Genomic DNA, 26,507 nt, shown 5'->3' on the forward strand with positions numbered 1-26,507 from the left:
ACACAATGGCCACTCTGGAAATCAAAGATCTTCACGTTTCGGTGAAGACCGAAGACGGCCCGAAGGAAATCCTTCGCGGCGTCAACCTCACCATCAAATCCGGCGAGATACACGCGATCATGGGCCCCAACGGCTCAGGCAAGTCAACGCTCGCCTATTCGATCGCCGGTCATCCCAAGTACACAGTGACCAAAGGTTCGGTGACGCTCGACGGTCTCGACATCTTGTCGATGAAGGTCGATGAGCGTGCGCGTGCGGGACTGTTCCTTGCGATGCAGTACCCAGTTGAAGTGCCCGGCGTGTCGGTCACTAACTTCCTCCGGACCGCCAAGACTGCGATCGACGGCAAGGAGCCCAAGCTTCGTACGTGGCTCAAGGATGTCAATGAGACGCTCGAGCGGGTCACGTTGGGCAAGGAGTTCGCCCAGCGCAGCGTCAACGAAGGCTTCTCCGGCGGCGAAAAGAAGCGTCACGAAGTCGCGCAACTCGAATTGCTGAACCCGAAGTTTGCAATCCTCGACGAGACCGATTCGGGTCTCGACATTGACGCCCTCCGCATCGTTTCGGCTGGCGTCAACCGCTACAGCGAGCAGGGCGATCGTGGCGTGCTTTTGATCACTCACTACACACGGGTTTTGCAGTACATCAAGCCTGATTTCGTCCATGTGTTCGTCGCCGGCCAACTGGTCGAGCAGGGCGGCCGTGAGCTTGCCGATCAGCTCGAGGCTGAAGGCTACGACAAGTACACGAAGGCTGCGGTGTAGTGATCGCTGGCGCTGGGACCCAGACCAAGGCGACGGCCTATGACGTGATGGCAGTCCGGGAGGACTTCCCGGTGCTGTCGCGTCGTATGCCCGACGGCAAGCCACTGGTCTATCTCGATAGCGCCAACACTTCGCAGAAGCCGGCGAGCGTGATCAACGCAATTGACGATCATTACCGGTTGCACAACGCCAATGTGGCACGCGCGATGCACCTGCTCGGCGGCGAGGCCACTGCCGCATTTGAGGATGCGCGTACGAAGGTTGCCACCTTCATCGGTGCGCCCCGACGCGAAGAGATTGTGTTCACCAAGAACGCCTCCGAAGCGATCAATCTGGTTGCGCGCGTGCTTGGCGACTCTGGTCGTGTTGGCGCAGATCGCGACATCGTCATCACTGAGATGGAGCATCACTCCAACATCGTGCCGTGGCAGCAGCTAAGTCAGCGGACCGGCGCCTCGCTGAAGTGGTTCGGTATGACCGACGAAGGCCGGTTGGACCTCGATGCGCTTGACCAGCTCATCACCGAGCGGACCGCCGTTGTTGCCGTGGCCTGGGTATCCAACATGCTTGGGACGATCAATCCGCTCGACGCGATCATTGCCAGGGCCCATTCGGTCGGTGCACTGGTCGTCGTCGATGGCTCACAGTCGATCCCGCAACTTCCCGCCGACGTGTCAACACTCGGCGCCGATTTTGTGGCCTTCACGGGTCACAAAATGGTCGGCCCGACGGGCATCGGCGTGTTGTGGGGACGATACGACCTGCTTGCTGAGTTGCCGCCGTTTCTCGGTGGTGGCGAGATGATCGAAGTTGTCACGATGGAGCAGTCGACGTACGCCGCTCCGCCGGCACGTTTTGAGGCCGGAACACCGCCGATCGCTCAAGCCGTCGGCCTGGGTGCTGCGGTCGACTATCTCACCGCATTGGGCATGCAGAACATTGCCGATCACGAACACGACATCACGGCCTATGCGCTCCAACGCATGCGGGAGGTTGACGGGTTGACCGTCATCGGTCCAAAGGATGCGGTGATGCGTGGCGGCGCGATTAGCTTCACGCTGGAGGGGGTTCACCCCCACGATGTGAGCCAGTTGCTCGACTCACAAGGCGTTGCTGTGCGAGCAGGACATCATTGTGCGAAGCCTGCGCACCAACGCTTCGGTGTTCAATCGACGACCCGTGCATCGTTCTACCTCTACACGACGCACGAGGAAATTGATGCGCTAGTAGATGCGTTGAACTTCACGAAGACATTTTTTAAGGTCTAGGACTGAAATCATGGATCTCAACCTGCTTTATCAGGAGATAATCCTGGATCACTACAAGCATCCGCACGGCACCGGGCTCCGCGAACCGTTCGAATCCGAAGTGCATCACGTCAACCCAACCTGTGGTGACGAGATCACGCTTCGGGTACACCTCGATGGGGACAAAGTTGAGGACATCTCGTATGCGTCGGAGGGCTGTTCGATCAGTCAGGCTTCCGCATCGGTGCTCAATGACCTTGTCGTGGGCAAGTCCGTCGCCGAAGGCATGGCGATTCTTGATGAGTTCAATGCGCTGATGCACGGGCGCGGCCAGATCGTACCGGATGAAGAAGTTCTAGAAGACGGCATCGCGTTTGCCGGCGTTGCTCAGTTTCCGGCCCGGGTAAAATGCGCATTATTGTCATGGATGGCATGGAAAGACGCCGTCCTCCAAATTGCAAGCACGACCACTGAGGAGAAATCATGACCGAACAGGCTCAGCAAACAGATCTGCCCGAAGTCGATCTGGGTGCTCCCAAACCAACCAGCGGCGACGACATCATTGAAGCAATGAAGGACGTCGTCGACCCCGAGCTCGGCATCAACGTCGTCGACCTCGGCCTCGTTTATGGCGTTGACATCGATGAGCACAGCAACACTGTCCTCAACATGACGCTTACGTCGGCGGCCTGCCCGCTCACCGATGTCATCGAGGATCAGACCCGTGCGGCACTCGAAGGCCTCGTCAACGAGTTCCGGATCAACTGGGTTTGGATGCCGCCGTGGGGTCCGGACAAAATCACCGATGACGGCCGCGAAATGCTCCGTGCCCTCGGCTTTAATTTAGGTTAAAAACCGACCTGTGACCAGAGACACCCGTAGATCGGGCCCTGGTCGGTTCGGGAGCGCCCAAAAGACCGGTAGAGTAATTGGGTGAACTTCTTCCAGCGGGAATAGCGCGGCGCGTACATCGCGAACCCATTTCCTCGAAGCCACCTGAAAGAATCCCCATGCTTACCGTCTCCAATGTGGAGTTGCGCTTCGGCGCGCGCGTCCTGATGTCCAACGTCTCCTTCCGCGTCGACAAGGGCGACAAGATCGGCTTGGTTGGCCGCAACGGCGCGGGCAAAACGACGCTTACCCGTATGTTGTCGGGCGAGGGTCAGCCGGCGGGCGGCACGATCACATCTGCCGGCACGGTCGGCTACCTCCCGCAGAATCCGAAGACCGGCGATCTCACGATGACCGCGCGCGACCGGATCCTGTCTGCTCGTGGCCTAGACGATGCGCTGCGTCGTATGCGTCAGTCCGAGAACGACATGGGCTCAAACGACCCGGCCGTAGCCGAGAAAGCCATGAAGATTTACACCCGCGCTGAAGCGATCTTCGGTGCCGGCGGTGGTTATGGCGCAGAATCTGAGGCCGCAACGATCGCGGTGAGCCTCGGCCTGCCAGACCGAGTCCTCGGGCAGGAGCTTGGCACGCTCTCCGGCGGGCAGCGCCGGCGTATTGAGTTGGCGCGAATCTTGTTTTCCGACGCTGACACTTTGCTCCTTGATGAGCCCACTAACCACCTTGATGCCGACTCGGTTCACTGGCTGCGCGGCTTTCTCAGGACGTTCAAGGGCGGCCTCGTGATTATCAGCCACGATGTGAGCCTGCTAGAGGAGACCGTCAACAAGGTCCTCTATCTCGATGGGAATCGGGCCGAGGTGGACATCTACAACATGGGCTGGAAGAACTACATCAGCCAACGCGAAACCGATGAACACCGGCGCAAACGCGAGCGTGCCATCGCAGTCAAAAAGGCCGACAAACTGACCGACCAGGCCAACCGGATGCGCGCCAAGGCCAGCAAGGCCACCGCCGCACAAAGCATGCTCAAACGGGCCGAGAAGATGGTTGCTGGCCTTGATGCCGAACGGGCACACGACAAGGTCGCCCGGATCAAATTCCCCAAGCCCGCAGCCTGTGGCAAGACTCCGCTGATGGCCGAGTCACTCTCCAAATCCTACGGATCCTTGGAGATTTTTACCGATGTTAATCTTGCGATCGACAAGGGCAGCCGAGTCGTCGTTCTCGGCCTCAATGGCGCCGGCAAGACCACGCTGCTTCGCATTCTGAGCGGCACCGATAAGCCCGACACCGGTGACATCGTGCCCGGGCATGGTCTCAAAGTGGGCTATTTCGCGCAGGAACACGAGACTCTCGACACGGACCAAACTGTTTTGCAGAACATGCAGTCAGCCGCGCCAGAACTGACCGACACCGAGGCGCGCAGCGTTCTGGGTTCATTCCTCTTCAGCGGCGACGATACGCAAAAGCCCGCCGGAGTTCTCTCCGGTGGTGAGAAGACCCGACTGGCACTGGCTAGCCTCATCGTCTCAAGCGCCAATGTTCTACTCCTCGACGAACCCACCAACAACCTCGATCCTGCGTCGCGCGAAGAAGTTCTCGGGGCGATTCGCAACTACGAAGGCGCGATCATTTTGGTGTCCCACGACGAGGGCGCAGTGCTCGCGCTAGAGCCCGATCGGGTGCTGCTGCTACCCGATGGGGACGAAGACCTGTGGAACGACTCGTACGCCGATCTCGTCAGCCTCGCGTAGTCAGGCCACGGGCAGACGCCCCTGACCGACGGATCGAGATAGGCTCGCGGCTGTGACTGATCTCGAAGCCGCCGGATTGCTGGTCCAGCGCAATGACGCTGTCCTAACCATCACGCTCAACCGCCCGGAGTCGCGCAATGCGCAGACGCCGGCGATGTGGCGTGGACTCGCCGAGGTCGGGACGAATGTCGATCCAGCGGTACGCGTTGTGATCCTCAAAGGTGCGGGGGAGGCGTTCTCCGCGGGCCTCGACCGACGGATGCTCAGTCCTGAAGGGATTGCCGGCGAGCCCGCATTTGCCGAAACGGCTCAACTGGACGCGGCTGGCTTCGATCAACAGATCGCCAGCTATCAGGCAGGCTTCACGTGGCAGCGCAATCCACAGTTCATTTCGATCGCGGCGGTTCACGGACATGCCATCGGGGCAGGATTTCAATTGGCACTTGCCTGCGATCTGCGGCTCGTGTCGGCGGATGCCAAGTTCAATATGAAGGAAACGGCCCTCGGAATGGTCCCCGATCTCGGCGGTACTAAGCCGTTGATTGATGCGGTCGGCTATCAGCGGGCGCTCGAGATGTGCGCGACGAGCAGAGTAATTGACGGCGCCGAGGCCGAACGTATCGGTCTCGCGCTGGCCTGCGTTCCACGCGCCGATCTGGACGCGGCGGTCGATGAACTTACCAGTGCACTACTCGTGCCGCAGCACGGTGCCGTTGTCGCGCTCAAGGACCTCCTGCAGGGTGGCGCGGAGCGAACGTATGACGATCAGCGTGCGCGCGAGCGTCTGGCTCAACACGGACGCTTCACTGCGCTGTTGGGCGGCGTGACGGGCTAAGTGCACGGGGCTGAAGCGGGCTATTCTGCCGCCGGCATGTCCTTGCGCAATTTCTCCTTACGATCGCGTTCCTCGATCCAGGCGAAATAGAACCAGCCGAAGAGTGCAAGCCCGGAGAAGAACCACCACTGCAGCGCATAGTAGAAGTGGGGGCCCTGACCGAGTGCGGGATGGGGCTCAAGCGCCAGTGCAGTCGTGGGTTCAGGCGACTCGCTGCGCAGGTTCAGATAGCCGTCATAAAGTTTGTAGGGAACATAATCCCGCATTCCGTTGCTGGAGATTGCGCGGATCTGGTCGTTCGCCGGCAAGTTGGCGTTATGTCGGTCGCCGTTGTTGGCTCGCAGCCAACCTTGGATCGTGACCGTTCCCGATGGTGGTGCGGGAATATTGGTCGGAACCTCCGAGTTGTTGCTGGTCGCTATCCAACCGCGATCGACCAGAATCGCCGCGCCCGAAGACGTCACCAACGGCGTCACGACATCTGTGCCAGGTGCACCGTCGCGGGTGCTGAAGCGAACGGTGACCTGATGTTCGATGTCATATGTCCCGGTCGCGGAGATCCGCGTCCATCGCTGATCGTCCAGCTGTTTCTTGCCGATTGTCAGCACGGAGCCGAGCTCAATCGGATCGGCCTTGAAGTGCTTCGTGATGACCTTATTGTCAGCCAGACGGTTCTCAAGCCGGTGCCACTGCCACAACCCAAGTCGGTAGCAGCCGCCTGCCATCACGATCACCACTAGCGCAAACGCGATCCAACGGCGACTGAAAAGAAAACGATACACACCATGACGGTAGTTGGCGGCTCAATATCGGCACTTGCAGGGTTAGGGATATCGAGCGCCGCTCAGAACGCCTCGCTGCTGATCGGCAGCGTCTCCTTCCAGAATCCCCGTGCACTGAGGAATGAGCGGAGTGTGACCTCATGGTCATTACAGGCAAGCCAGATTTTGCGCCGGTCAGGCGTATGCAACTTGGGATTGTTCCACACCACTTCGAACTGTGCCTGGTGTGAACATCCGCGTGCCGAACAGGTCAATTCGTCACTCATGACCGTCCCGTTCAGGGAGCGTGGGTCGCGTGTTCTCGAGGAACGGGCTCGGGCCCGCACCTTTGCGACGTACGCCAGCATTGGCGAGAATCACCGAGGTATAGGGAAGGATCAGTGCGCCAGCGATAAAGATCCACGACAGCCATTGGACGTGACTCCACAGCGCAACAGCGAGGACAAAGCACAGCGTGCGGATGCCCATCGAGAAGGCATAGCGTTTCTGTCGACGGCCGATCTCTTCGCTTTGGGAGCTCGACGCAGTCGTGATGCTGTAGACCTGCTGTTCGCGCCGAATCGGCTTGTCACTCATATGCCAAGGTTACGCTCTCTTGGCAATCGGTCATGATGTGCGTATGAGTAATCGCACCTATCGCATCAGTGAAATTGTTGGCACCTCGACAGAGAGCATCAATGATGCTGTCGAGAACGGAATCGAACGAGCAGGCGACACGCTTCGTCACCTCGACTGGTTCGAGGTCACTGGCATCCGTGGCCAGATCACCGATACCGAGGTATCGCACTATCAAGTCACCATGAAATTGGGTTTCCGTCTCGAAGATGACTAAACCGAGCGCGCCCAGCGCGCTCCACGTTTTAAGGATTCTCACAGCGGCGGCAATAGCCTGATTGATCCTTGTCAGTGATCATTCGGAGTTGTTGCATGTCTTGGACCGTCCCATTCGTCATACGTTCTACTGCCGCTATTGGCGCGAGCTTCCTATTACTCGCTGGCTGCGACGCGGATAGTTCGACTGAGCAGGAGGCGAAGGCGACAGCGTCAGTGAGCGTGGCATCGTCCGCGAGCCCCACGGACGATGCACCCGAGGTGACAAGCGCGCCGCCAGCGGCGCCTAAGTAAGCGGCCAGCTGCGATTGGAAGTCGCCGAAGATTTCCGGGAGCACGTCAAATGTTCCCAAGGCAACCGCCGGAGCGCTCGATGCTGCTCTGATCGGCGCATGGGGCAACACACCCACATCGATACGGGAGCCGGCTTCAAGCCGGTGGGGGCGGGCAAGGACATCGTCCTGCCCGCGCCGGCGAGCGGCTATACGGTCCGTTCCTGGGATGAGAACACCATGGTGTGGGTCAACAACCGCAATAAGAAAGAAGTTTACCTGCTGAAGCGACGCTAACCGGCCTGGATCAGTTCATCCCACGCTGGAGGTCTCCACTGCGCAGTTTCATCTCTGCGCGCACGGTCCGCGCTTCAGCGTGTGCCTCCATCGCGGTTAACGCCTCAATCAGGACCGTGCCGGCTGGTTCGTTGTACGGGTCGATGGCCACGACCTGCCGGCACAGATCGCTCGCAGACCGTGCATCGCCGGCAGCAAGGTCGAGTCGGGCCAGCCGTAACGCTGACTCGCAGAACACCGACGCCACTTCGTGCCGTAATGGCAGTGCCCAATCGGCATACGGTTCATCGGCAAACACGCCGATGCCGAATCGTTCGAGTGCGATCCGATGACGATTCGGATCAGGATCAGCCAACAGCATGAAATAGGTCTCAAGATCGATCGACAGCTGTTCGATCCGCAGCCGTACGGTGTCGTCCTCGACCACCACGAATTGCTGGTGTGGCAAGGAACGGTCGGGATCGAAGGCACGGCGCACGGTACTGATAGCAACAGAAAAACGGTTCGCCAACAGTCGCCGGTCGATACCCGGCCAGAGTTGCTCCATCAACACCTCACGCGGGACCGGTACGCCCCGGGCTGCGATCAATAGTTTTAACAGCATCCGCGCCTTCCGCGACGTCCAGGCCGCGCTGGTGCCGGTATGGGAACGGACCTCAAAGCCGTTAATTATCCGGATCTCGCGGCGAACCGGGTGCAGCGCCGAGGTATTCGCTTCGCGATCGAAGGCACGTTCGCGTAATGAATGCTCGGCCCTGCCCTGAAGCAGCGGGAAGCCTAATGCGGTCGAAGTGGCTAGCGCCTCGCGAAGCAGCGCAAGCGACTCTTCAGCCGCTTGACGCCCGACAAGCTCCTGCGCCGGCCGTATGCCAGCGGACTCGTACACCAGCTCACGGTCGGGCATACTCGCACACCATAACGACTGATGGCACCAATCTGGCTGCCGGGCTCAGAAGATGAGGTGAGCTCAGGCAGGTGCCGAGGGCTGATCGGCAGCGTCGGCGGCCTCAACTTCTTCGCGGGAAATCCCGAGCAGATAAATGATCGCGTCAAGATAAGGCACGTTCAGTGAGGTGTCGGCCTTGGTGCGCACGACGGGTTTGGCGTTAAAGGCGATACCCAGACCGGCCGCAGCCAACATATCGATGTCGTTCGCGCCGTCCCCGATTGCCACCGTGTTCTTGACCGATATGCCGGACTCGGCGGCAAAGCGGCGGAGTGCATCGGCCTTGCCGGCCCGATCAACGACCGTTCCGACAATATTGCCGGTCAGCGCGCCGTCGACTACCTCAAGTTCATTTGCCGCGAAATAGTCAATTTCCAATGCGGCAGCAATCCGCTCAATGATCTGGGTAAATCCGCCGCTGACCAGAGCGAACTTGTAGCCAAGGCGTTTGAGCGTGCGGATCATCGTCCGAGCGCCAGGTGTGTAGACAAGCGTGGAATAGATTTCGTCGAGTTCCGCGACATCGACGCCGCGGAGCAGTCCAACGCGTGATTCGAGCGAACTACCGAACTCAAGCTCACCGCGCATGGCCGCCGCGGTCACTTCGGCGACCTGCTGTTCGCACCCGGCCCGCGCGGCGATCATCTCGATGACCTCACCTTGGATCAATGTCGAGTCGACATCCATCACGATCAAGCGTTGGGCATGGCGCAGAATTCCATGTGGCTGCACCGCCACATCGATCCCCTGAGCAGCAGCCTCGGTAGCCAGATCCACCCGCAACAGATCGGGTTCGGCGCCGGAGATCTCCATCTTGATTGCGGTCACTGGATAGCGTGCCAGCCGGTGAATGCGGTCGATGTTGCCACCGGCAGCCCTGATCTTGCTGGCCATTGCCGCAACGGCGCCCGGCCGTAGCGGAGAGCCCAGGACGGTGACCTGTGTACGGCCGACGCGGCGTGCCCGATTGTCGCCAACGCCGTACTCCAGCGCGACGTCGAGACCAGTTCGTGATCCCACTGCGTGGACGGCGGCCTCGAATGCTTCGGTGTCCTCAGCAACGCTCAGCAACACACCCAAAACGAGGCGGCCACGCAACACGAGTTGCTCGATGTCGATGACCTCGATGTCGAACTCAGCCAGGCTCGCAAACAGTCGGGTACTGACACCACTTTTGTCCGGGCCTGTCAGTGTGATCAGGACGGTCGGGTCTGTGAGTAGCAACGAAGGCAAATGCTCGGTCATCGCCATAGAGGCTATCGTCCGACATATTGCGGCTCGCGATAGGTTTGCTATCGAGTGTTCGAGATCCCACAGGAGGGTGAATGCGTTCGGTCATCGACCTGAAGAACGTCAGCGTCGTCCGGTCCGGAAAACACCTGCTCAATCGCGTCAATTGGAGCGTCGAGCCGGGGGAGCGGTGGGTCGTCCTGGGCCCCAACGGCGCCGGCAAAACGACGCTCCTGCAAATCCTTGGCGCGGCGATGCATCCAAGTGAGGGCAAAGCCCGCATTCTTGGCGAACGACTCGGCCGCGTGGACGTCTTCGATCTACGTACGCGTATCGGGCACACCAGCACGACCGTCGCAGACAGCATTCCCAGCGGTGAAGCGGTACGCGATGTCGTGGTCTCCGCCGCATATGCGGTGAGCGGCCGCTGGCACGAGCAGTACGACGACGAAGACTTTGTCCGCGCCGACCAGATCATGGGCGAGCTCGGCATCGCACACCTGCACGATCGGACCTTCGGCACGCTCAGCGAGGGCGAGCGTAAACGAGTTTTGATTGCACGGGCGCTCATGACCGATCCAGAACTGCTGCTGCTTGACGAGCCCGGCAGCGGACTCGACCTCGGCGCGCGCGAGGATTTGCTGCTCAGTCTCGAAGTGCTGGCCGAATCACCCGCAGCCCCGGCGATCGTGATGGTGTCCCATCACGTCGAGGAGATCCCGCTGGGTTTTACCCATGTGCTGATCCTGCGCGATGGGCATATCGTGGCGCAGGGGCCGATCGCCACGACGCTCACCGGAGCGAATCTCGGCTCCGCATTCAGTATGCGGCTAGATTTGACCGAACAAGATGGACGCTACTCGGCACGACGTGCTGCGTACGGCCACCGCGCCTCCGATGGGGCCTAGGCCAGCATCGGATGACAGGAGACACTGATCGATGAATGAATTTGGCAGCTGGATTGCCGATCACCCGTGGGCCGGCTGGGTCGGCCTCGCGCTTATCTTGGCGGTCGTCGAACTCCTGAGCCTTGATCTGGTACTCCTGATGTTTGCCCTTGGCGCATTTGCTGCCGCCGTTGCGGCTGGCTTTGGCGCGCCGTTGTGGCTATGCCTGCTGGCATTTGTGATCGTGTCGTTGGGGATGCTGTTCTTCGTACGCCCAACCATGGCGAAGAAACTACATGCGGGTCCGGATCTGTCGACCGGCTATGAAGCAATCGCCGGTCGCACCGCGGTCGTCGAGGAGACGGTCAACCATTACCAAGGCAGAGTTGCCATCATGGGCGAAATTTGGACCGCCCGCACTGAAGACCCCGCCGCAAGCTTCGACCCATCCACCGAAGTCACGGTGGTCCGCATCGATGGGGCTTCCCTCATCGTTTCTCGAAAGGCCGAATGACATGACTCCTGTAACCGTCATCTTAATCCTGGTCGCAGTCCTGGCGATCGCTATCTTGCGAATGTCGGTCAAGCGAGTGCAACAGAAAACCGCACCGATCATCGAACGGTTCGGCAAGTACCGCACGACGCTCCCACCCGGACTCAATGGCATCCTGCCATTCATCGACCAGGTCGCCTACACGGTTGATCTGCGCGAACGCGTCGTGTCTTTCCCGCCGCAGGCCGTCATCACTGAGGACAACCTTTCGGTCAACATTGACTCGGTCATCTATTTCCAGGTCATTGATCCGGTTGCCGCGACCTATGAGATTGCCAATTTCCTCGACGCGATCGAACAGCTGACGATGACGACGCTGCGAAACATCATCGGCGGAATGACGCTCGAGCACGCGCTGACCAGCCGTGATCAGATCAATGACGCATTGCGCGGCGAGCTTGACAGTGCCACCGGCAAGTGGGGCATCCGAGTGAGCCGTGTCGAGATCAAGGGCATCGATCCGCCGGCAACCATCACCGATGCGATGGAAAAGCAGATGCGTGCCGACCGTGACAAGCGTGCGGCCATTCTGAACGCCGAGGGCGAGCGCCAGTCCGCGATCCTCATGGCCGAGGGCGGCAAGCAAGCGGCAATCCTCAACGCCGAGGGCGACCGGCAGGCGACGATTCTGCGTGCCCAAGCCGAACGTGAAGCTGCGATTTTGCGCGCACAGGGCGAAGGTCGGGCAATCGAGACCGTGTTCCAGTCAATCCACGACGGCAACCCGGATCAAAAGTTGCTCGCCTATCAGTATCTGCAGATGTTGCCGCGTATCGCCGAAGGCAATGCCAGCACGATGTGGATCATCCCAACTGAGTTGACCAATGCGCTCGAGTCAATGGGTGGCGTGGTCGGCAAAATTCCACTCGACGGCGGCGGCAGCAAGAACCGGGTTGATCTCGACGAATCGGTTACCGGCGACGAGCCAGTTGAGGAAGCGACCGCTCAAGCCGTTTCCGACGCGCTCGAGGCCGCGAAGGACGCGAGCACGACGAAAGACCGCTAGAACTGGTAGGTGCCGTGTATGACGGCCCGGCCCAGCGTTTTGAAGGCCAGATTGAAGCCGACAACCGCTGGGCTGGCTGAAGCATCCACGCCGAGTTCCTCGCGATCGACGGCGTGCACGACAAAGAAATAGCGATGCACTTGATCGCCCTGCGGCGGCGCGCAACCCATGTAGTCCTGGCTGCCGCCGTCGTTGCGTACATGGAACGCCTTGCCGGGCAATTCAACTCCCGCTGAGCCAGCGCCAGCGTCCAGCGACGTCACGTCGGCCGGCAGGTCGACAAGCACCCAGTGCCAGAACCCACAAACCGTCGGCGCGTCAGGGTCGAAGCAGGTGACAATGAAACTCTTGGTGCCCTCGGGAGCGCCCGACCATGACAGCTGCGGCGAGGTGTTCCCGTATTCATTGACTTGGGCGTTCTTGACCGGCTGGCCATCGACGATGTCGGTGCTCGTGACCGAGAATGACGGCACGTCAGGCAGCAGGTCGTAGGGATCGGGGGAGACGGGGCGTTCAAGGCTCATGGTCATAGGCTAGCCCGGTGGCCCAGATCGTAGAAGTGTCCGACGCGCACGATCCCCGACTTCACGATTATGTCGACTTGCGCGATGTCCACCTGCGCAAGTTATTGGAGACTGAACGTGGCATCTTCTTGGCCGAGGGCGAAAAGGTTATTCGACGGGCATTGGACGCGGGCAATGCACCGCGCTCTTTCCTGATGTCCCCGCGCTGGTTCGACTCGCTCAAAGATCAGCTGGATCGCACGGATGTCGAATGTTTCGTTTTGTCCGAGGCGACGCTCGAAACCTTAACCGGATTTCATGTTCACCGCGGTGCTCTGGCCGCGCTCGAACGGCCCGAACTCCCATCACCGGAATCGGTGCTCAGCGGAGCGCGCCGCGTCGTGGTGCTGGAAGACCTCATGGATCACACCAATGTTGGCAGTGCCTTCCGCGCTGCCGCGGCGCTCGGCTTTGATGCCATACTCCTGTCGCCGCGTTGCGCCGATCCGCTCTACCGGCGCGCGATCAAAGTGTCGATGGGCTCAGTGTTCTGGCTACCGTATGCACGGATCGACGACTGGTACGCCGCTCCACAGTTGCTTCGAGACGCGGGCTTCACCACGTTGGCAATGACGCTGTCGGCCGATTCGATCGAGCTGCAGGACATCCCTAGCGACCTTCCGAAGGCCGCGCTGATCGTTGGTTCAGAGGGCCACGGGTTAACGCCGCATTGGACGCTTGGAGCGGACTACCGGGTCAAGATTCCGATGGCGCCAGAGATCGACTCGCTCAACGTTGCGTCCTCGGTCGCCGTCGCCTGCTGGGAACTGCAACGACATCGCTCCAGCTGAGAGCCCCTAGACTGCTCGTATGGTTCCCCTCTGGGCGCAGACTGCGCTGGCTGGCCTGCTGATCGGTATGGCGTATGCATGGTGGGTGCACAAACACTCGAAGAAACGACCGATCCGTCGGCTCAATCAGGCAGCAGTGACAGAGATCTCAGGACTCGTTGAACGGCGCAAGTTCCGCCGTGCGGTCAAGCTATTGCGGGCCGGGACCGGACTTTCGCCAATCGATGCACATGAGCGCATTGCTTCCTGGGACACGGACGCCGAACGCCAGGCCGCTGCCTAGGGCCTGAGCGGCCGAACCTATTGGATCAGTAGTCGCGGTCGGGGCCGACATCCTCGCCGAACTTTGGCGAAACGGGCCAGTCGGCTGGGTAGTCCGGGGCGAGTTGCTTGTGCTGCTTGTAGAGCTTCTTGCGGGCACGTTCGGGGAGCCGGTCGCCAAACACCGTGCCGAACAGATGATCGGTCTCATGCTGGAGGCAGCGCGCCAGCAGACCGGTGCCGTCGAATTCGACCGGTTCGCCAATGTGATCGGTGCCGCTGACGTGAGAACGATCGGGCCGGGCGCAGGCCATGAACGCTCCGGGCAGGGAAAGACAGCCTTCGTCATCTTCCTCCAGCTCGCGATCGCGGCCCTCAGGAAGGCTGAGAACCGGATTGCATACGACCCCGGTGATCCGGTTGCCATCATCGTCGGGGCAGTCGAACACGAACACCTTGACTGCTTCGCCAACCTGGTTGGCCGCGAGCCCGACACCCTGTGCGGCATACATCGTTGCCACCATGTCTTTGACCAGCGTCAGCAAGTCGGCGTCGTATGAAACGACATCAGCCAACTCCTGATGCATGACCGCGGCGCCCCATCGCGTGATGGGTCGCACCGCACCGCCGTCGGGCAGTGGCTTGGACTGTGTCGCAGACACACGAACTCCTAAGTTTTCGATTCGCGAAAGTTTATCGAACGCCTGTGGCAGCATGACGGCAGCAGTGCGTGAGCGAGGCCACAGCCGGTCGTGATTCCCGAAAATGCAACTCGGAGTTACACTTTAAGAACCAGTGGGCGCCAATTCGGCCCCACCCATTTCTTCTAGGAGTCCTTGTGTCCAATCGCAAAGATCCCATGGGCATGGGCTTGCATGTGTTGAATCGCATCGCGAGCATGCCCGCAATTGACCGCCTCGGTTTGCGCAAGTCAACAGAGCGAGCCATCTATCACGGCAGCAAGGCAGGCTTCCGTACCGCGGGAGCTGCAAATCGCAGCTTCAAGCGCGCTACGTCGTCAGGTAAGCCCACGCGGCTTTCGAAAAGCTCCGACTCTGGGGTCTTTGATCTTGCCCCCACCGAGGATCAGCAGATGATCGTCGCGGTCATCAACGACTTTGCGACCGAAGTGCTTCGACCTGGCGCAGAAGCTGCGGAGAAGACGAACGACACTCCCCAAGCGGTTCTGGCGCAGACTAGCGAATTCGGTCTGACGCTGCTCAACATCCCCGAAGCGCTCGGCGGGTTGTCCGAAGATCGCTCCACGGTCACCGGCGTGCTCGTCAACGAGGCACTTGCGGCGGGTGACATGGGACAAGCCGTCGCCTGTCTCGCACCGGCGGCAGTCGCCACCGCTATCTCGCTCTGGGGTTCGGCCTCGCAGCAGGAGACTTATCTACCGTCTTTCGCCAGTGACGACATTCCAGTCGCCGCACTCACGATTGCCGAGCCACGTGCGCTCTTCGATCCGTTCGTGCTTCAGACCGAAGCCGTCAAAACAAGTGATGGTTACACCCTCAACGGGCTCAAATCGGCCGTCGTACGCGGCGCCGAAGCTGAATTGTTCATTGTCGGCGCCAAGCTCGATGGCAAACCGGCGCTGTTCCTGATCGAGTCGAGCACCAAGGGCATCAGCATCGAGGCAGATCCGTCGATGGGTCTGCGCGCCGCAGGACTCAGCCGACTCGTGCTCAACGAGGTCACGGTGCCCGCCGATGCGCTGCTTGGTGACGGTTCAGTCGATGACTACCGCGAATGTGTGCGCCTCGGCCGCCTGGCTTGGGCCTCGCTTGCGCTGGGCACCGCCAAATCAGTGCTCGACTATGTGTCTGAGTACGTCAAGACCCGCACGGCGTTCGGCGAACCGATCGCCAACCGCCAAGCAGTCGCATTTATGGTCGCTAACATCGCGATCGAGCTCGAAGGCATGCGGCTGGTGACCTACAAGGCGGCATCACGCGCCGAGCAGGGCCTCGACTATGCCCGTGAGGTTGCGCTCGCGCGTCGTCTCACCAGCGAGTACGGAATGCAGATCGGTACCGACGGCGTGCAGCTACTCGGTGGCCACGGCTTCGTCAAAGAACATCCGGTCGAACGTTGGTATCGCGATCTGCGCGCCGTCAGCGTCATGGAAGGCACACTCCTCGTTTGAGGGGTGGAGAGGACATAACCCATGATCAATCTCGAAACTCCCCGCAAGTTCCGCGCGTTTATCGGCCAGGCCAATCAGGTCGCCGACAGTTTTCTGCGCACCAATTCGCGCAAGTACGACCTTGCCGAGCACGCCTACCCGAAGGAGCTCGACGCACTTGCCGCGCTGGTCGACGGTATGGGCGACTCGGGCCAAGGCCAGGGCGCTGGCGCGACCGGTGTTCGCCGCGATGGCACCGAGAGCGAAGGCAAGTCCTCGAAGGACAAGAACAAGGTCAAGAACGGCGCTAATATGTCGTCGGTCTTGTCGGTCATCGAGATGTGCTGGGGCGATGTCGGCCTCTTACTCACAATGCCACGCCAAGGGCTCGGCAACTCGGCGATCGCCTCGGTCGCCACCGACGAGCAACTTGAGCGTTACAAGGGCACCTGGGCGTCGATGGCAATCACTGAGCCGTCAACTGGGTCGGACTCCGGCGCGATCCAGACGACGGCAACCAAAGACGGCGAGTATTACGTCCTGAACGGCGAGAAGATCTTCGTCACCTCGGGTGAACGCTCGGACTCGGTTGTTGTCTGGGCGACCTTGGACAAGAAACTTGGCCGGGCTGCGATCAAATCATTCGTGGTCGCCAAGGACACACCGGGAATCCGGGTCGAACGGCTTGAGCACAAGCTTGGTATCCGGGCTTCCGACACGGCCGTGATTGTGCTCGACAACTGCCGCGTTCACGAGTCCAATCTGCTTGGCGACCCAAATGTTGATCCGAAGGAAGGTTTTGCCGGTGCGATGGCGACCTTCGACAACACCCGCCCGATGGTGGCCGGTATGGCCGTCGGTTGTGCCCGCGCCTCGCTGGAGCTCATGAAGGAAATCTTGGATGAGGCCGGCGTGCCGGTCGACTATGACGTGCCGATCAATAGTCAGTCGCACGCCGCCGCAACCTACATCCAGATGGAAGCAGACTGGGAAGCCAGCCTGTTGCTGACGCTGCAGGCGGCATGGTTGGCCGATAACCGCAAGGCCAACTCAATGGAAGCCTCAATGTCGAAGGCCAAAGCGGGCCGCGTCGGCAACGACATTACGCTGCGTTGCGTCGATCTCGCGGGCACGATGGGTTACAGCGAACACTCCTTCCTCGAGAAGTGGGCGCGCGACTCGAAGATTCTTGACATCTTTGAGGGCACCCAGCAGATCCAGCAGCTGATCGTGGCGCGTCGGCTGCTCGGACTTTCCTCCGCTGCGCTCAAATGATCTGATTCGTACTCGATTGAGGGGTGTCGTCCTAACCGGGCGGCGCCCTTTCGTCGTTACGATGGGTATGTGGACGAGTATCTCCCCGATGACGTCGATCATCAGTTGACCCGGTTGATCCGGCGCTCCCGTGTACGCGGATTGCGACTGGCCGCCGAAATCGACCCGGCGCTCGACTACAGCGGATACTTATTGCTGCACGCAATCCATGACGCGGACGAAGGCATCCGCGGCACGGATCTGGCCGAATTATTCAGCGTTCACAAGTCGACCATCAGCCGCGGCACCGCCGCACTGGAGCGACTCGGGTTGGTCGAACGCATCCCCGACCTCAGCGACGGTCGGGCTCAGTTGCTCCGAACTACCACGCAGGCACGTTCGAAGATCACCGCGATCCGCCAACGGACACACAGTTGGCTGTCCGAACGCTTGGCTGATTGGACCGAAGCCGAGCGGCTCGGGTTCGCCGCTAACCTGACGCGCTTCAATGACGCTGCTGAACACACACCGATCGATTGAGATGTTCATCTTTCATATCGCGACCGAATCGGACTGGCGTGCGGCCCAGACGGCCGGGGCTTACACGACGTCCACGGTTGGTCTGACGCTCGAGCAGGAGGGATTCATCCACCTGTCGCGGGACTCGCAGGCCGCAGCGGTGCTGGACCGCTACTACACGGACGTGAATGAAGCACTGACCGTGCTGGTGGTTGACACCGAGCTGCTGACATCGCCATGGCAGTTCGATGAGGTGCCTGGCGCGGTGCTCAGCTTCCCGCACATCTATGGTGCGCTCAACTGCACAGCGGTGGTCGAGACTCGACCACTGACACGAGATGCGGCTGGCAGCTGGCAGTTGCCTACATTGCCAGCATCGATTTGATCGCGGTGCGCTCGTCCATCGCCTGATAGGCGTCAGTGACGCGGTCTAAGGGCAGCGTCAGATCAAATCTCGACCCGCCTGCAGCGTGCCGGCCAGGACCTCGGGGAGCAGTTCATCGAGATAGCTGCGCACCGGGGCAACACCGCCGGCGATGCCTTGATTGCGCCCGAACATTGCCGGGATATTGAGCTCCACACCGTGCGGAACACCGACATAGCCGATCCGCCCACCTGGACGAGCGCACATCACCGCTTGATTCATGCTGTTCTTGGTTCCTACACACTCGAGCACGAAGTCCGCGCCGATCCCGTCGAGCAGTTCGCGTATGGCTTTGGCACCATCCTTGCCGCGTTCGGCGATAATCTCGTCGGCACCAAAATCCCGCGCGACCTGCTGGCGATCCTCATGCCGTGACATCGCCACGACGCGGGCAGCACCGAGGCGTTTGGCAGCAAGGACCCGCTAAGTCCGACTGCCCCATCGCCGACAACCGCGACGGTGCTGCCGGCCGTTACGCCCACCGACATTGTGGCGTGATGGCCGGTTGGGAACACATCGGCGAGCGCCAACAAATGCGGGATCATGGACTGATCAGGTTGTGCTGGTGTGGCAACGAGCGTGCCGTCGGCCTGCGGCACGCGTACGTACTCGCCTTGGCAACCATCGGCGAGGTGGATGTCACGGGGGGCCATGGAGAACGGCTGCACGCATACGGACAGTTCTATCAGGCGCGGCCATATGACAGGATTGAAGACATGACAGAAAAGCCAGAAATCGACTTCCAGGGTGGCGACGCGCCCACCGAACTCCAAATCTCCGACGTCATCGTGGGCGACGGCCCCGAGGCGGTTGCCGGCGGCGTCGTCGACGTGCACTACGTCGGCGTCGAATTTGACAGCGGCGAAGAGTTTGACTCCTCGTGGAATCGCGGCCAATCGGCCAACTTCCCGCTCAATCAACTCATCCGGGCATGGCAAGAAGGCATCCCCGGCATGAAGGTCGGCGGTCGTCGCCAGATCATTGCGCCGCCGCATCTGGCCTACGGTCCAGTTGGTGGCGGACACCGATTGTCGGGCAAGACCTTGATCTTCGTGATCGACCTACTCGGCGTCAGCTGACCCCAACCCAAGCCGCGCAACGACCTCGCGAGTGGCGCAGATTCGGTGTTTTTCTTGGCAAATTTCCCCGAATCTGCGCCACTCGTTCACAAACCTGCGCCACTCGTGGATTTGGGCGGGGGATGATCGGGTCAGAGGGCGTCGACGAGAGCGGTCACGCGCTTGATGCTGACGGGGAATGCTGCCCGCAGATTCTGCGCGAACATGCTCAGTCGTAATTCCTCCAATGCCCACCGGACATGTTGAACGCTCGGATCGAGTCGGGCCAGCGGCGGGAGGGCGGCGGTATGTGTTTGGAACCGCGCCTCAAGGTCCTGCACGGAATACACCTCGGCTGACGTCGGCGTCGACAATCTGCGGCGCGCTGCTTCCAGATAGAGCGGCAACCGCCGCATGGCATCAACACCGGCGTCCCGGATGAAGCCGGGATAAATCAGCCACGACAGCTGCACCCGGACGTCATCGCCAGCCTCGGAGCCATCTACCGTAATCTCGCCTAGTGCTTTGAGGGTCTTAACCGCGGCGTGCACCGTCGCCTCGGTCACGTCATAAGCATCGGGACGGATCTTCTCGCGCAGCGCGGCAAATGCGGTCTCGTCCCACACCGGCCCGCCATGCTGAACGACGAGACTGTCCAGCGCGGTCAGATAGCAATCGTCGATCAACGTTGCGCCGTCGGCATATGGTCCGGTGGCGAGCGTCAATTTTGCGGTCAGATCGAGATGCTTGGCGATATTTGTCACTGGCGACGGGCCGGTGAGCGCCAACAACCGCGCCTGTCCACGAATCATCGCCGCTCGCTGTTCAACGCGGCCATCGAGGACACGCAGCGCCACGCTGGCACCATCCTCAACGAGTGCGGGGTAGCCGGTTGCCTGCCCAACGTCGATCGACGATTGGATCGTGCCGACGTCCCACGCTGTGATGCCGGTGCGTTCACGCTTGGCAGCGACTTTGCGCAGATCCTTGCGCAAATATGGTCGCAACTGGGTTCGGAGCGCGTCGAGATCCTTGCCCGTCGCTAACTCTTTGTCGCCGTCGATGACACGGAACCGGATCCTGAGGTGTTCAGGCAACGATGCCCAATCGAAATCGTCGGTATGCACGACCGTCCCGTTAAGCAGCCGCATCTGGCGAGCCAGTTCCTCGGTGACATCCCCGCTGCCAGGTTCGAGTCGCCCGAGGAGGGTTCGGGCATGTTCGGGTGCGGGTACGAAGTTTCGACGTAGCCGCTTGGGCAGTGACCGGATGAGTTCGGCGATCAGCTCTTCGCGATGACCGGGGACGCTCCAGGCAAAATCGGCTGCCTTGACCGAGCTCAATTCGGCGAGCGGCACATCGACGGTGACACCGTCCTGCGCCGTGCCAGGTTCAAAGGCGTATGTCAGCGGATAGGACGCGGTCTCTGAACGCCATTCGCGCGGGAACTCCGCTTCCACATCCGCGGCCGCGCCGTCGCGCAACAATTTCTCCTGCGTCAGCGTGAGCAGATCCGGATCTTGGCGACGTGCCTGTTTCCACCAGGTGTCAAAATGGCGCGCCGAGACAGCCTCGGCGCCAACCCGCAGGTCATAGAACTCATACAACGTCTCATCGTCGACCCGCAGATCGTGTCGCCGGACGCGGTCCTCCAACTCATCGATCTCCTCGCGGAGCGCACGGTTGTGGGTGAAAAACCGCTGATTGGTCTTCCACTCGCCCTGGACGAGGGCGTGCCGGATGAAGAGTTCGCGCGAGACCACGGGGTCGATCGAGCTGTAGGTGACGAGCCGATCAACCACGACCGGCAGGCCATAGACGGTCACCTTCTCGCGTGCCATCACCGCGCCGCGCTTGATTGACCAATGTGGCTCGCTGTGGGATCGCTTTGAAATGTGGGTCGCGGCCTTTTCGATCCATTCGGGTTGGATCTTGGCATTCGTGCGCGCCCACAGTCGTGAGGTTTCGACGAGTTCGCCGGCCATGAGCCAGCGCGGCGGCTTCTTGGCAAGTCCGGAGCCGGGAAAGACCATGAATCGGGCATTGCGGGCGCCGGCATACTCGCGACCATCGGTATCTTTCAGGCCGATGTGGGACAGCAGCCCTTCGAGCAACGCCTGATGTACGAGGTCCGGTGCAGCGCCGATCGCGCCGGGTCGCAGCTTGAGCTCTTTGGCGGTTTGGCGGAGTTGGGAGTGCACGTCATGCCATTCGCGGATACGGACGTAGTGCAGGAATTCTGCCTTGCACTGTTTGCGGAACTTGCTATGCGACAACGCGGCCCGTTGGTCGCGCAAATATGTCCACAGCGACAGATATGACAGGAAGTCCGAGTCTGGCTGGACGAAGCGTTTGTGCATCAGATCCGCGGCCTGCTGCTGCTCCAACGGGCGTTCGCGCGGATCTTGGATCGACATGCCCGACACGATGACCAGGACATCGGCCAAGCAACCGAGTCGGTCGGCGGCCAACAACATACGGCCGAGTTTGGGGTCAACGGGCAAGGCAGAAAGTTGCCGGCCGATCTTGGACAGCCCCGTACCGCTCAGCGCCCCGAGTTCGCGCAACAGATTGGTGCCGTCGGCGATAGCCCGGCCCTCGGGCGGATCAAGGAACGGGAACCGCCGTATGTCGCCCAGATCCAGCGACGCCATCTGGAGCAGTACCGAAGCAAGATTGGTCCGCAGAATCTCTGGGTCGGTGAATTCAGGTCGACCGTTGAAGTCATCCTCGGCATATAGACGTATGCAGATGCCGTCGGCAACTCGGCCACAACGACCAGCGCGCTGATTGGCGCTGGCCTGCGAGACCGCCTCGATTGGCAGCCGCTGAACCTTGAGCCGCTGGCTATAGCGCGAGATGCGGGCCAGCCCGGGGTCTATGACGTAGCGGATGCCCGGGACGGTTAGTGAGGTTTCGGCGACGTTAGTGGACAGGATGATGCGCCGGCCGCTGTGGCTGCTGAAGATCTTCTGTTGGTCGTGGGCCGACAGGCGACCATAGAGCGGCAATACCTCGGTGCGTGGATAATGCCGGCTCTCAAGGAATTCGGTCGCATCACGGATCTCGCGTTCGCCGGACAGAAACACCAAAATGTCGCCGTCGCGTGGCAACTCACTAACCGCGTCATGGATCGCGGACAGATAATCGCCGTCGTCACGTTCGGCCAGAGGCCGGTAGCGGATCTCGACAGGGAACGTACGACCGCTGACCTCAATGACTGGCGCATCGAACATCGCAGCGAATCGTTCAACGTCGATTGTCGCCGATGTAATGATGACCTTAAGATCGGGACGGCGGGGGAGCAGCGTCTTGAGGTAGCCGAGCAAGAAGTCGATTGCGAGGGAGCGCTCATGCGCCTCGTCGATGATGACGGTGTCGTAGCGGGACAGATTGCGATCGCGGTTGATCTCGGCCAGCAGGAGGCCGTCGGTCATTAATTTGATCGCGGTCGAGCCGCTGGTGCGATCGTCAAACCGGACGGCATAACCAACTTCTTCGCCAAGTGTGACGTCGCATTCGTCGGCGATACGTTGGGCGACAGACCGCGCGGCGATCCTGCGCGGTTGGGTGTGAGCGATCCTGGTTCGACCGAGTTCGACGGCAATTTTGGGCAGCTGGGTCGTCTTGCCCGAGCCAGTCTCGCCAGCAATGACGACGACCTGATGGCCGTCGATCGCCGCAGCAATGTCCCGGCGGCGGGCGCTGATCGGCAGAGCATCGTCAAAAGTCAGTTTCATCGCAGTCCGAGTTTATCGGCGAACATTTGGTAGCCCACAAACTCAACGATATCGATCAACGTGTGCGCGATAACCAGCGGCAAAACGCGCTTCGTTCGGTGGAACCAGTAGCCGTACACGACGCCCATGATGACGTTGCCGAAGGCGAGGCCGAAGCCCTGATACAGGTGGTAGCTGCCGCGCAACAGCGCGCTCGTTGCGATGATGGCGGGAACCCCCCAGCGGAACTCGCGCAGCCGCGTCATGAGGAAGCCAACCACGATGACTTCCTCGACGATCGCGTTGCGCGCGGCGGCCAGGATCAGGATCGGGATGGTCCACCAATATTGCTGCAAGCCGCTGGAAACGACCTCGGCGCTGACCCCGATTGACCGACCCTTGAAGTAGATGAGCAGGCCGGGCAAGCCGATGATCGCGGCCAGACCCATACCCCAGAGAAAATCTCGTCCCGGCTGATCCAGACCAAGGCCGAGCCGCTGGGCCACCGGTGTCGTGGTGTGGTCAAGTGCCAGCAGATAGAGCGCCAGCGCGACTGGTACGAGTGCGAATCCATTGGTCAGCAACTGGTAAGTCAAGTCGAAATACTCGCGCTTGCTCTGCGAGGAATTCAGCGTCGCGGTCGAATTGGTGAGTCCCTTCGATGACGTTAACGCCCCGACGAGTGCCACGAAGGCATAGACCGCGGACTGGCCGAGTGAGAGCCCGAGTACGAGCCAAATCTCGAGCCGAAGCCTGCGTACGCCCTGAGTCATGACTTAGAGCCGACTTGCGCTGAAGGTGTCACACTGCTGCAGTTCGCCACTGCGATAGCCGTTGGTGAACCAGCGCTCGCGCTCGGCACTTGAGCCGTGGGTCCAGCTGTCTTGGTTGACCCCGCCACCCATCGTCGACTGGATGTGGTCATCGCCAACTGACGCAACAGCCGACAGCGCATCTTTGATGTCCTTGTCGGTCAAGGACTTGAGCAATGTGCTTCCTTCAGAATCCTTGGTTGTCGCCGCATGATGGGCCCAGATGCCGGCAAACCAGTCAGCCTGCAGTTCGGTACGGACGCTGTTGCTAGTCGCACCGGTCTGGCCGTCTTGGTATTTGCGCAGAATGCCCAATTGGTCTTGGACGTGGTGGCCGTACTCGTGGGCAATCACATATTCCTGCCCAAGTGCTCCGCCGGAGCTGCCGTAGTCGCTGGAGAGCAGCTGCATGAAGGTCGGATCGATATAGACCCGTTGATCGGACGGGCAATAGAACGGCCCGGTGTTATTGGAGGCCTGACCACATGCTGACTGGGTTGCGCCGCTGTAGATGACGGTTTTGACGTCCTGATATTGCACGTTGGTCTGCTGGGAGAGTGCATCACGCCAGTAGTTCTGCACGCTGTTGACCGTGCCGATGATGCGGCAGGTGTCGTCACGGTTGGCGTCTGCGCCGGTCTTGCATTGGGAGAAGTCGACGCTCGAGGCGTTGGTGCCTTGCGACTGGATCTGGCTGGTGTCGAAGACAGATCCGCTACCGCCAGTGAGATCGCCGCCGAACAACAGACCCAAAATGATGACGATGATGGTGCCCACCCCACCACCAGCAATGACGCCGCCGCGGTTGCTGCCACCACCTGTCACCTGGCTGGTGTCCAGGTGCGCATTGTCGTTGAAACTCATGGGCAGCAGTCTACGCAGGAGCTCGCTTCGAGCTATGCCGCTAATCTTCGCGGGTGATGTCTAATTCTGCCGCCGAATCGTTCGCCGTCCCCGCCGGTATGTCCGAAGGGGATGTCGTTCGCCGCCATGGGCTGAGACGTATGCGTACGTTGGCGGTATCGCTGTTGCTGCTCGCCGCGATCATCTTCGTGCTGACCCGCAATCACGACGGCGGGTGGGCGTATGTGAACTCGGCGGCCGAAGCCGCCATGGTCGGTGCGATCGCAGATTGGTTTGCGGTCACGGCCTTGTTCCGTCATCCGCTGGGTTTGCCGATCCCGCATACCGCGATCATCCCCAATCGTAAGGCTGCACTCGGGGAGAGTCTGCAGGAATTCGTCACGGACAATTTTCTGTCCGAACCCGTCGTACGCGAACGGATCCGAACCGCTGAGGCAGCCAAACGCGCCGGCGAATGGCTGCTCAGCGAGGGGCGTAGTGAACGGGCAATCAAGGAAGGATCCAAGATTCTGTCCGACGCACTCGCACACATTAAGGAGAGCGATGTCGCAGCAGTTATCGACGAGGCACTGATTCCGCGACTTCGCGAAGAGCCACTGAGCGCAACCGTTGGACAGCTCTTGGCCGAGGTGCTCCGCGACAACGCGCACCGTGGATTCATCGATCTGGGTGTGAGCGAGATGTATCGCTGGCTGCTCGAGAACGAAGCGGACTTTGCCCGGATCGTGGGTCAACGGGCACCGCGATGGACACCAAAATGGCTCGATGAAAAGGTCATTGACCGGATACACCTTGAGGCACTCTCGTGGGTCGCTGACATCCGTGACAATCCGGAACATCCAGCCAGGAACGCGCTCGACCGTATGTTGGTCGAGCTCGCCGAGGATCTGCAACATGATCAGCACACCATGGAACGCGCTGAACGACTCAAGGCAAGGCTGTTGGCCCAGCCACGGGTCTCGACAACATCGATCGCTCTATGGGACGCGTTGCGCCGTGCGCTGATCGGTTCGCTGCAGGATCCAGATGGGCTGCTCCGTCGGCGCAGCACGGAAGAACTCCATGCGCTTGGCAGCCGACTCATCGACGACACTGAGTTCTCCGCTCGCGCTGATGGCCTGCTCGCCGATGCAGCTGCATATGTCGTCAACAATTACGGCAATGAACTCGCCACCGTCATCTCGGCGACGGTAGATCGATGGGACGGCAAGGAGACCGCTCAACGAATCGAATTGCATGTGGGCCGAGATCTTCAGTTCATTCGGATCAACGGAACCGTTGTCGGCGGGCTCGCCGGGCTCGCGATTCATACCATTTCGACGTTGCTCTGAGCTGCGGGTGCCGGTTCGTTCCTGAACCCTCACTAGAGACTTTGTCCCCAAGGTGTGGACAACATGTGCACAACTTTTCCATTCCTGTGGGTGACACGCACGGTCCTGTGGATAGCCGGAAGAATGTTCGAAAACAGCCGAAATACTTCGCAAAAGCTCTTGCGTCCGACGTGAGTACGGGATAGAAATGACCTACGCAGTTCCTTCGGGAAATGCGGGAACGAAGAAGGATTCGGACCCACGGCCAGCGACGCAAGTCAAAGGCAGCCAGTCGGTGATGAGACAGGGCGGGAACGAAGAACACTTCGGGATCGAGAGAGAGCATCACGTTCACTCAAATCGAAGCCCCGGGAACTCATACTTCCCGGGGCTTCGTTTATTCCCCGTTTTCTTAGGATTCTGACCTGCGGAAACGCTAATGGATTGTACTGGTGTGAAGTCCGACGTTTACGGGGAATTCAGTTAACCCCAAACTTTCGGACAATTTCACGGATGCGTCGTCTAACGCTCGGCTACTCTCG

Annotated in this window: 30 protein-coding genes; 19 read left to right on the forward strand and 11 right to left on the reverse strand. The window is 60.5% G+C overall.

Annotated features, from left to right (window positions below; genetic code table 11):
- Positions 1 to 5 precede the first annotated feature (5 nt).
- The 6 genes from sufC to AC2YB9_RS08940 all read left to right on the forward strand — a co-directional run bounded on the left by sufC (position 6) and on the right by AC2YB9_RS08940 (position 5,455).
- On the forward strand, positions 6 to 764 hold the full coding sequence (gene sufC, locus AC2YB9_RS08915) for a Fe-S cluster assembly ATPase SufC (RefSeq protein WP_487268529.1): 759 nt from the start codon (positions 6 to 8) through the stop codon (positions 762 to 764).
- Between the two features lie 47 nt (positions 765 to 811).
- Positions 812 to 2,032 (forward strand): cysteine desulfurase, encoded by a 1,221-nt coding sequence (locus AC2YB9_RS08920; protein ID WP_487268588.1) that lies wholly within the window; start codon positions 812 to 814, stop codon positions 2,030 to 2,032.
- A 10-nt stretch (positions 2,033 to 2,042) separates the two neighbouring features.
- Positions 2,043 to 2,498 (forward strand): Fe-S cluster assembly sulfur transfer protein SufU, encoded by a 456-nt coding sequence (gene sufU, locus AC2YB9_RS08925; RefSeq protein WP_487268530.1) that lies wholly within the window; start codon positions 2,043 to 2,045, stop codon positions 2,496 to 2,498.
- Positions 2,495 to 2,863 (forward strand): metal-sulfur cluster assembly factor, encoded by a 369-nt coding sequence (locus AC2YB9_RS08930; protein ID WP_487268532.1) that lies wholly within the window; start codon positions 2,495 to 2,497, stop codon positions 2,861 to 2,863. Before sufU ends, AC2YB9_RS08930 begins: the two co-directional genes overlap by 4 nt.
- 158 nt (positions 2,864 to 3,021) lie before the next feature.
- Positions 3,022 to 4,620 (forward strand): ABC-F family ATP-binding cassette domain-containing protein, encoded by a 1,599-nt coding sequence (locus AC2YB9_RS08935; protein ID WP_487268533.1) that lies wholly within the window; start codon positions 3,022 to 3,024, stop codon positions 4,618 to 4,620.
- A gap of 52 nt (positions 4,621 to 4,672) precedes the next feature.
- Complete coding sequence (locus tag AC2YB9_RS08940) at positions 4,673 to 5,455, forward strand: enoyl-CoA hydratase/isomerase family protein (RefSeq protein ID WP_487268534.1); 783 nt, start codon at positions 4,673 to 4,675, stop codon at positions 5,453 to 5,455.
- Between the two features lie 20 nt (positions 5,456 to 5,475).
- Here AC2YB9_RS08940 and AC2YB9_RS08945 read toward each other — a convergent pair whose 3' ends face one another.
- From AC2YB9_RS08945 to AC2YB9_RS08955, 3 genes are all read right to left on the reverse strand, one after another.
- Complete coding sequence (locus AC2YB9_RS08945) at positions 5,476 to 6,237, reverse strand: SURF1 family cytochrome oxidase biogenesis protein (RefSeq protein ID WP_487268536.1); 762 nt, start codon at positions 6,235 to 6,237, stop codon at positions 5,476 to 5,478.
- A 62-nt stretch (positions 6,238 to 6,299) separates the two neighbouring features.
- Complete coding sequence (locus AC2YB9_RS08950; RefSeq protein WP_487268537.1) at positions 6,300 to 6,503, reverse strand: acetone carboxylase; 204 nt, start codon at positions 6,501 to 6,503, stop codon at positions 6,300 to 6,302.
- A complete protein-coding gene (locus tag AC2YB9_RS08955) occupies positions 6,496 to 6,813 on the reverse strand; it encodes a DUF3099 domain-containing protein (RefSeq protein WP_487268538.1) in 318 nt (105 codons plus the stop codon). Before AC2YB9_RS08955 ends, AC2YB9_RS08950 begins: the two co-directional genes overlap by 8 nt.
- Positions 6,814 to 6,856: 43 nt before the next feature.
- Between AC2YB9_RS08955 and AC2YB9_RS08960 the strand changes: the two genes are divergently transcribed.
- Positions 6,857 to 7,069 (forward strand): dodecin, encoded by a 213-nt coding sequence (locus AC2YB9_RS08960; protein ID WP_487268539.1) that lies wholly within the window; start codon positions 6,857 to 6,859, stop codon positions 7,067 to 7,069.
- Positions 7,070 to 7,460: 391 nt separating this feature from the next.
- Entirely contained in the window at positions 7,461 to 7,637 is a 177-nt protein-coding gene (locus tag AC2YB9_RS08965) for a hypothetical protein (RefSeq protein WP_487268540.1), read from the forward strand.
- A 10-nt stretch (positions 7,638 to 7,647) separates the two neighbouring features.
- Here AC2YB9_RS08965 and AC2YB9_RS08970 read toward each other — a convergent pair whose 3' ends face one another.
- Together AC2YB9_RS08970 and serB are read right to left on the reverse strand one after the other, a co-directional pair.
- A complete protein-coding gene (locus AC2YB9_RS08970) occupies positions 7,648 to 8,541 on the reverse strand; it encodes an AfsR/SARP family transcriptional regulator (protein WP_487268541.1) in 894 nt (297 codons plus the stop codon).
- Between the two features lie 63 nt (positions 8,542 to 8,604).
- Positions 8,605 to 9,828, reverse strand: a complete 1,224-nt coding sequence (serB, locus tag AC2YB9_RS08975) for a phosphoserine phosphatase SerB (RefSeq protein ID WP_487268542.1) — start codon at positions 9,826 to 9,828, stop codon at positions 8,605 to 8,607.
- A gap of 80 nt (positions 9,829 to 9,908) precedes the next feature.
- On the opposite strand from serB, the gene AC2YB9_RS08980 reads away from it, so the two are divergent.
- From AC2YB9_RS08980 to AC2YB9_RS08990, 3 genes are read left to right on the forward strand one after another with little or no spacing between them, the layout of a single operon-like run.
- Positions 9,909 to 10,721 carry an ABC transporter ATP-binding protein gene (locus AC2YB9_RS08980; RefSeq protein ID WP_487268543.1) on the forward strand — a complete coding sequence of 271 codons (813 nt, stop codon included), beginning with the start codon at positions 9,909 to 9,911 and terminating at the stop codon, positions 10,719 to 10,721.
- A gap of 31 nt (positions 10,722 to 10,752) precedes the next feature.
- Positions 10,753 to 11,214 carry an NfeD family protein gene (locus tag AC2YB9_RS08985; RefSeq protein WP_487268545.1) on the forward strand — a complete coding sequence of 154 codons (462 nt, stop codon included), beginning with the start codon at positions 10,753 to 10,755 and terminating at the stop codon, positions 11,212 to 11,214.
- A gap of 1 nt (position 11,215) precedes the next feature.
- Positions 11,216 to 12,259, forward strand: a complete 1,044-nt coding sequence (locus tag AC2YB9_RS08990) for an SPFH domain-containing protein (RefSeq protein WP_487268547.1) — start codon at positions 11,216 to 11,218, stop codon at positions 12,257 to 12,259.
- Here AC2YB9_RS08990 and AC2YB9_RS08995 read toward each other — a convergent pair.
- Entirely contained in the window at positions 12,256 to 12,783 is a 528-nt protein-coding gene (locus AC2YB9_RS08995; RefSeq protein ID WP_487268548.1) for a YbhB/YbcL family Raf kinase inhibitor-like protein, read from the reverse strand. The two genes, AC2YB9_RS08990 and AC2YB9_RS08995, sit on opposite strands and share 4 nt — an antisense overlap.
- Before the next feature lie 17 nt (positions 12,784 to 12,800).
- Between AC2YB9_RS08995 and AC2YB9_RS09000 the strand changes: the two genes are divergently transcribed.
- On the forward strand, positions 12,801 to 13,613 hold the full coding sequence (locus tag AC2YB9_RS09000; RefSeq protein ID WP_487268549.1) for a TrmH family RNA methyltransferase: 813 nt from the start codon (positions 12,801 to 12,803) through the stop codon (positions 13,611 to 13,613).
- 19 nt (positions 13,614 to 13,632) lie between these two features.
- Positions 13,633 to 13,896: a hypothetical protein gene (locus AC2YB9_RS09005; protein WP_487268550.1), complete on the forward strand. Its 264-nt coding sequence runs from the start codon at positions 13,633 to 13,635 to the stop codon at positions 13,894 to 13,896.
- A 25-nt stretch (positions 13,897 to 13,921) separates the two neighbouring features.
- On the opposite strand, the gene def is transcribed toward AC2YB9_RS09005, so the two are convergent.
- Positions 13,922 to 14,536, reverse strand: a complete 615-nt coding sequence (gene def / locus AC2YB9_RS09010) for a peptide deformylase (RefSeq protein WP_487268551.1) — start codon at positions 14,534 to 14,536, stop codon at positions 13,922 to 13,924.
- 176 nt (positions 14,537 to 14,712) lie between these two features.
- Between def and AC2YB9_RS09015 the strand changes: the two genes are divergently transcribed.
- The 4 genes from AC2YB9_RS09015 to AC2YB9_RS09030 all read left to right on the forward strand — a co-directional run bounded on the left by AC2YB9_RS09015 (position 14,713) and on the right by AC2YB9_RS09030 (position 18,163).
- Entirely contained in the window at positions 14,713 to 16,026 is a 1,314-nt protein-coding gene (locus tag AC2YB9_RS09015; protein ID WP_487265014.1) for an acyl-CoA dehydrogenase family protein, read from the forward strand.
- Positions 16,027 to 16,047: 21 nt separating this feature from the next.
- Entirely contained in the window at positions 16,048 to 17,280 is a 1,233-nt protein-coding gene (locus tag AC2YB9_RS09020; RefSeq protein ID WP_487265015.1) for an acyl-CoA dehydrogenase family protein, read from the forward strand.
- 69 nt (positions 17,281 to 17,349) lie between these two features.
- Positions 17,350 to 17,799: a MarR family winged helix-turn-helix transcriptional regulator gene (locus tag AC2YB9_RS09025; RefSeq protein ID WP_487265016.1), complete on the forward strand. Its 450-nt coding sequence runs from the start codon at positions 17,350 to 17,352 to the stop codon at positions 17,797 to 17,799.
- Between the two features lies 1 nt (position 17,800).
- Entirely contained in the window at positions 17,801 to 18,163 is a 363-nt protein-coding gene (locus AC2YB9_RS09030) for a DUF952 domain-containing protein (RefSeq protein WP_487265017.1), read from the forward strand.
- Between the two features lie 57 nt (positions 18,164 to 18,220).
- On the opposite strand, the gene AC2YB9_RS09035 is transcribed toward AC2YB9_RS09030, so the two are convergent.
- A complete protein-coding gene (locus AC2YB9_RS09035) occupies positions 18,221 to 18,580 on the reverse strand; it encodes a zinc-binding dehydrogenase (RefSeq protein WP_487265018.1) in 360 nt (119 codons plus the stop codon).
- 338 nt (positions 18,581 to 18,918) lie between these two features.
- Between AC2YB9_RS09035 and AC2YB9_RS09040 the strand changes: the two genes are divergently transcribed.
- Complete coding sequence (locus AC2YB9_RS09040; RefSeq protein ID WP_487268589.1) at positions 18,919 to 19,281, forward strand: FKBP-type peptidyl-prolyl cis-trans isomerase; 363 nt, start codon at positions 18,919 to 18,921, stop codon at positions 19,279 to 19,281.
- 131 nt (positions 19,282 to 19,412) lie between these two features.
- Here the strand turns inward: AC2YB9_RS09040 and hrpA are convergent, their stop codons facing one another.
- Genes hrpA through ypfJ form a run of 3 tightly spaced genes read right to left on the reverse strand, consistent with a single transcriptional unit; the run spans position 19,413 to position 24,655 of the window.
- Positions 19,413 to 23,000, reverse strand: coding sequence for an ATP-dependent RNA helicase HrpA (gene hrpA / locus AC2YB9_RS09045; RefSeq protein WP_487265019.1), 3,588 nt, complete (start codon positions 22,998 to 23,000; stop codon positions 19,413 to 19,415).
- Positions 22,997 to 23,752, reverse strand: coding sequence for a CPBP family intramembrane glutamic endopeptidase (locus AC2YB9_RS09050; RefSeq protein ID WP_487265020.1), 756 nt, complete (start codon positions 23,750 to 23,752; stop codon positions 22,997 to 22,999). The genes hrpA and AC2YB9_RS09050 overlap by 4 nt, the downstream gene beginning before the upstream one ends.
- Positions 23,753 to 23,755: 3 nt before the next feature.
- Positions 23,756 to 24,655, reverse strand: coding sequence for a KPN_02809 family neutral zinc metallopeptidase (gene ypfJ, locus AC2YB9_RS09055; RefSeq protein WP_487265021.1), 900 nt, complete (start codon positions 24,653 to 24,655; stop codon positions 23,756 to 23,758).
- A gap of 56 nt (positions 24,656 to 24,711) precedes the next feature.
- On the opposite strand from ypfJ, the gene AC2YB9_RS09060 reads away from it, so the two are divergent.
- Positions 24,712 to 25,986, forward strand: coding sequence for a DUF445 domain-containing protein (locus AC2YB9_RS09060; RefSeq protein ID WP_487268590.1), 1,275 nt, complete (start codon positions 24,712 to 24,714; stop codon positions 25,984 to 25,986).
- Positions 25,987 to 26,507: the final 521 nt, after the last annotated feature.

Source organism: Aeromicrobium changchenzhani (assembly GCF_057586615.1).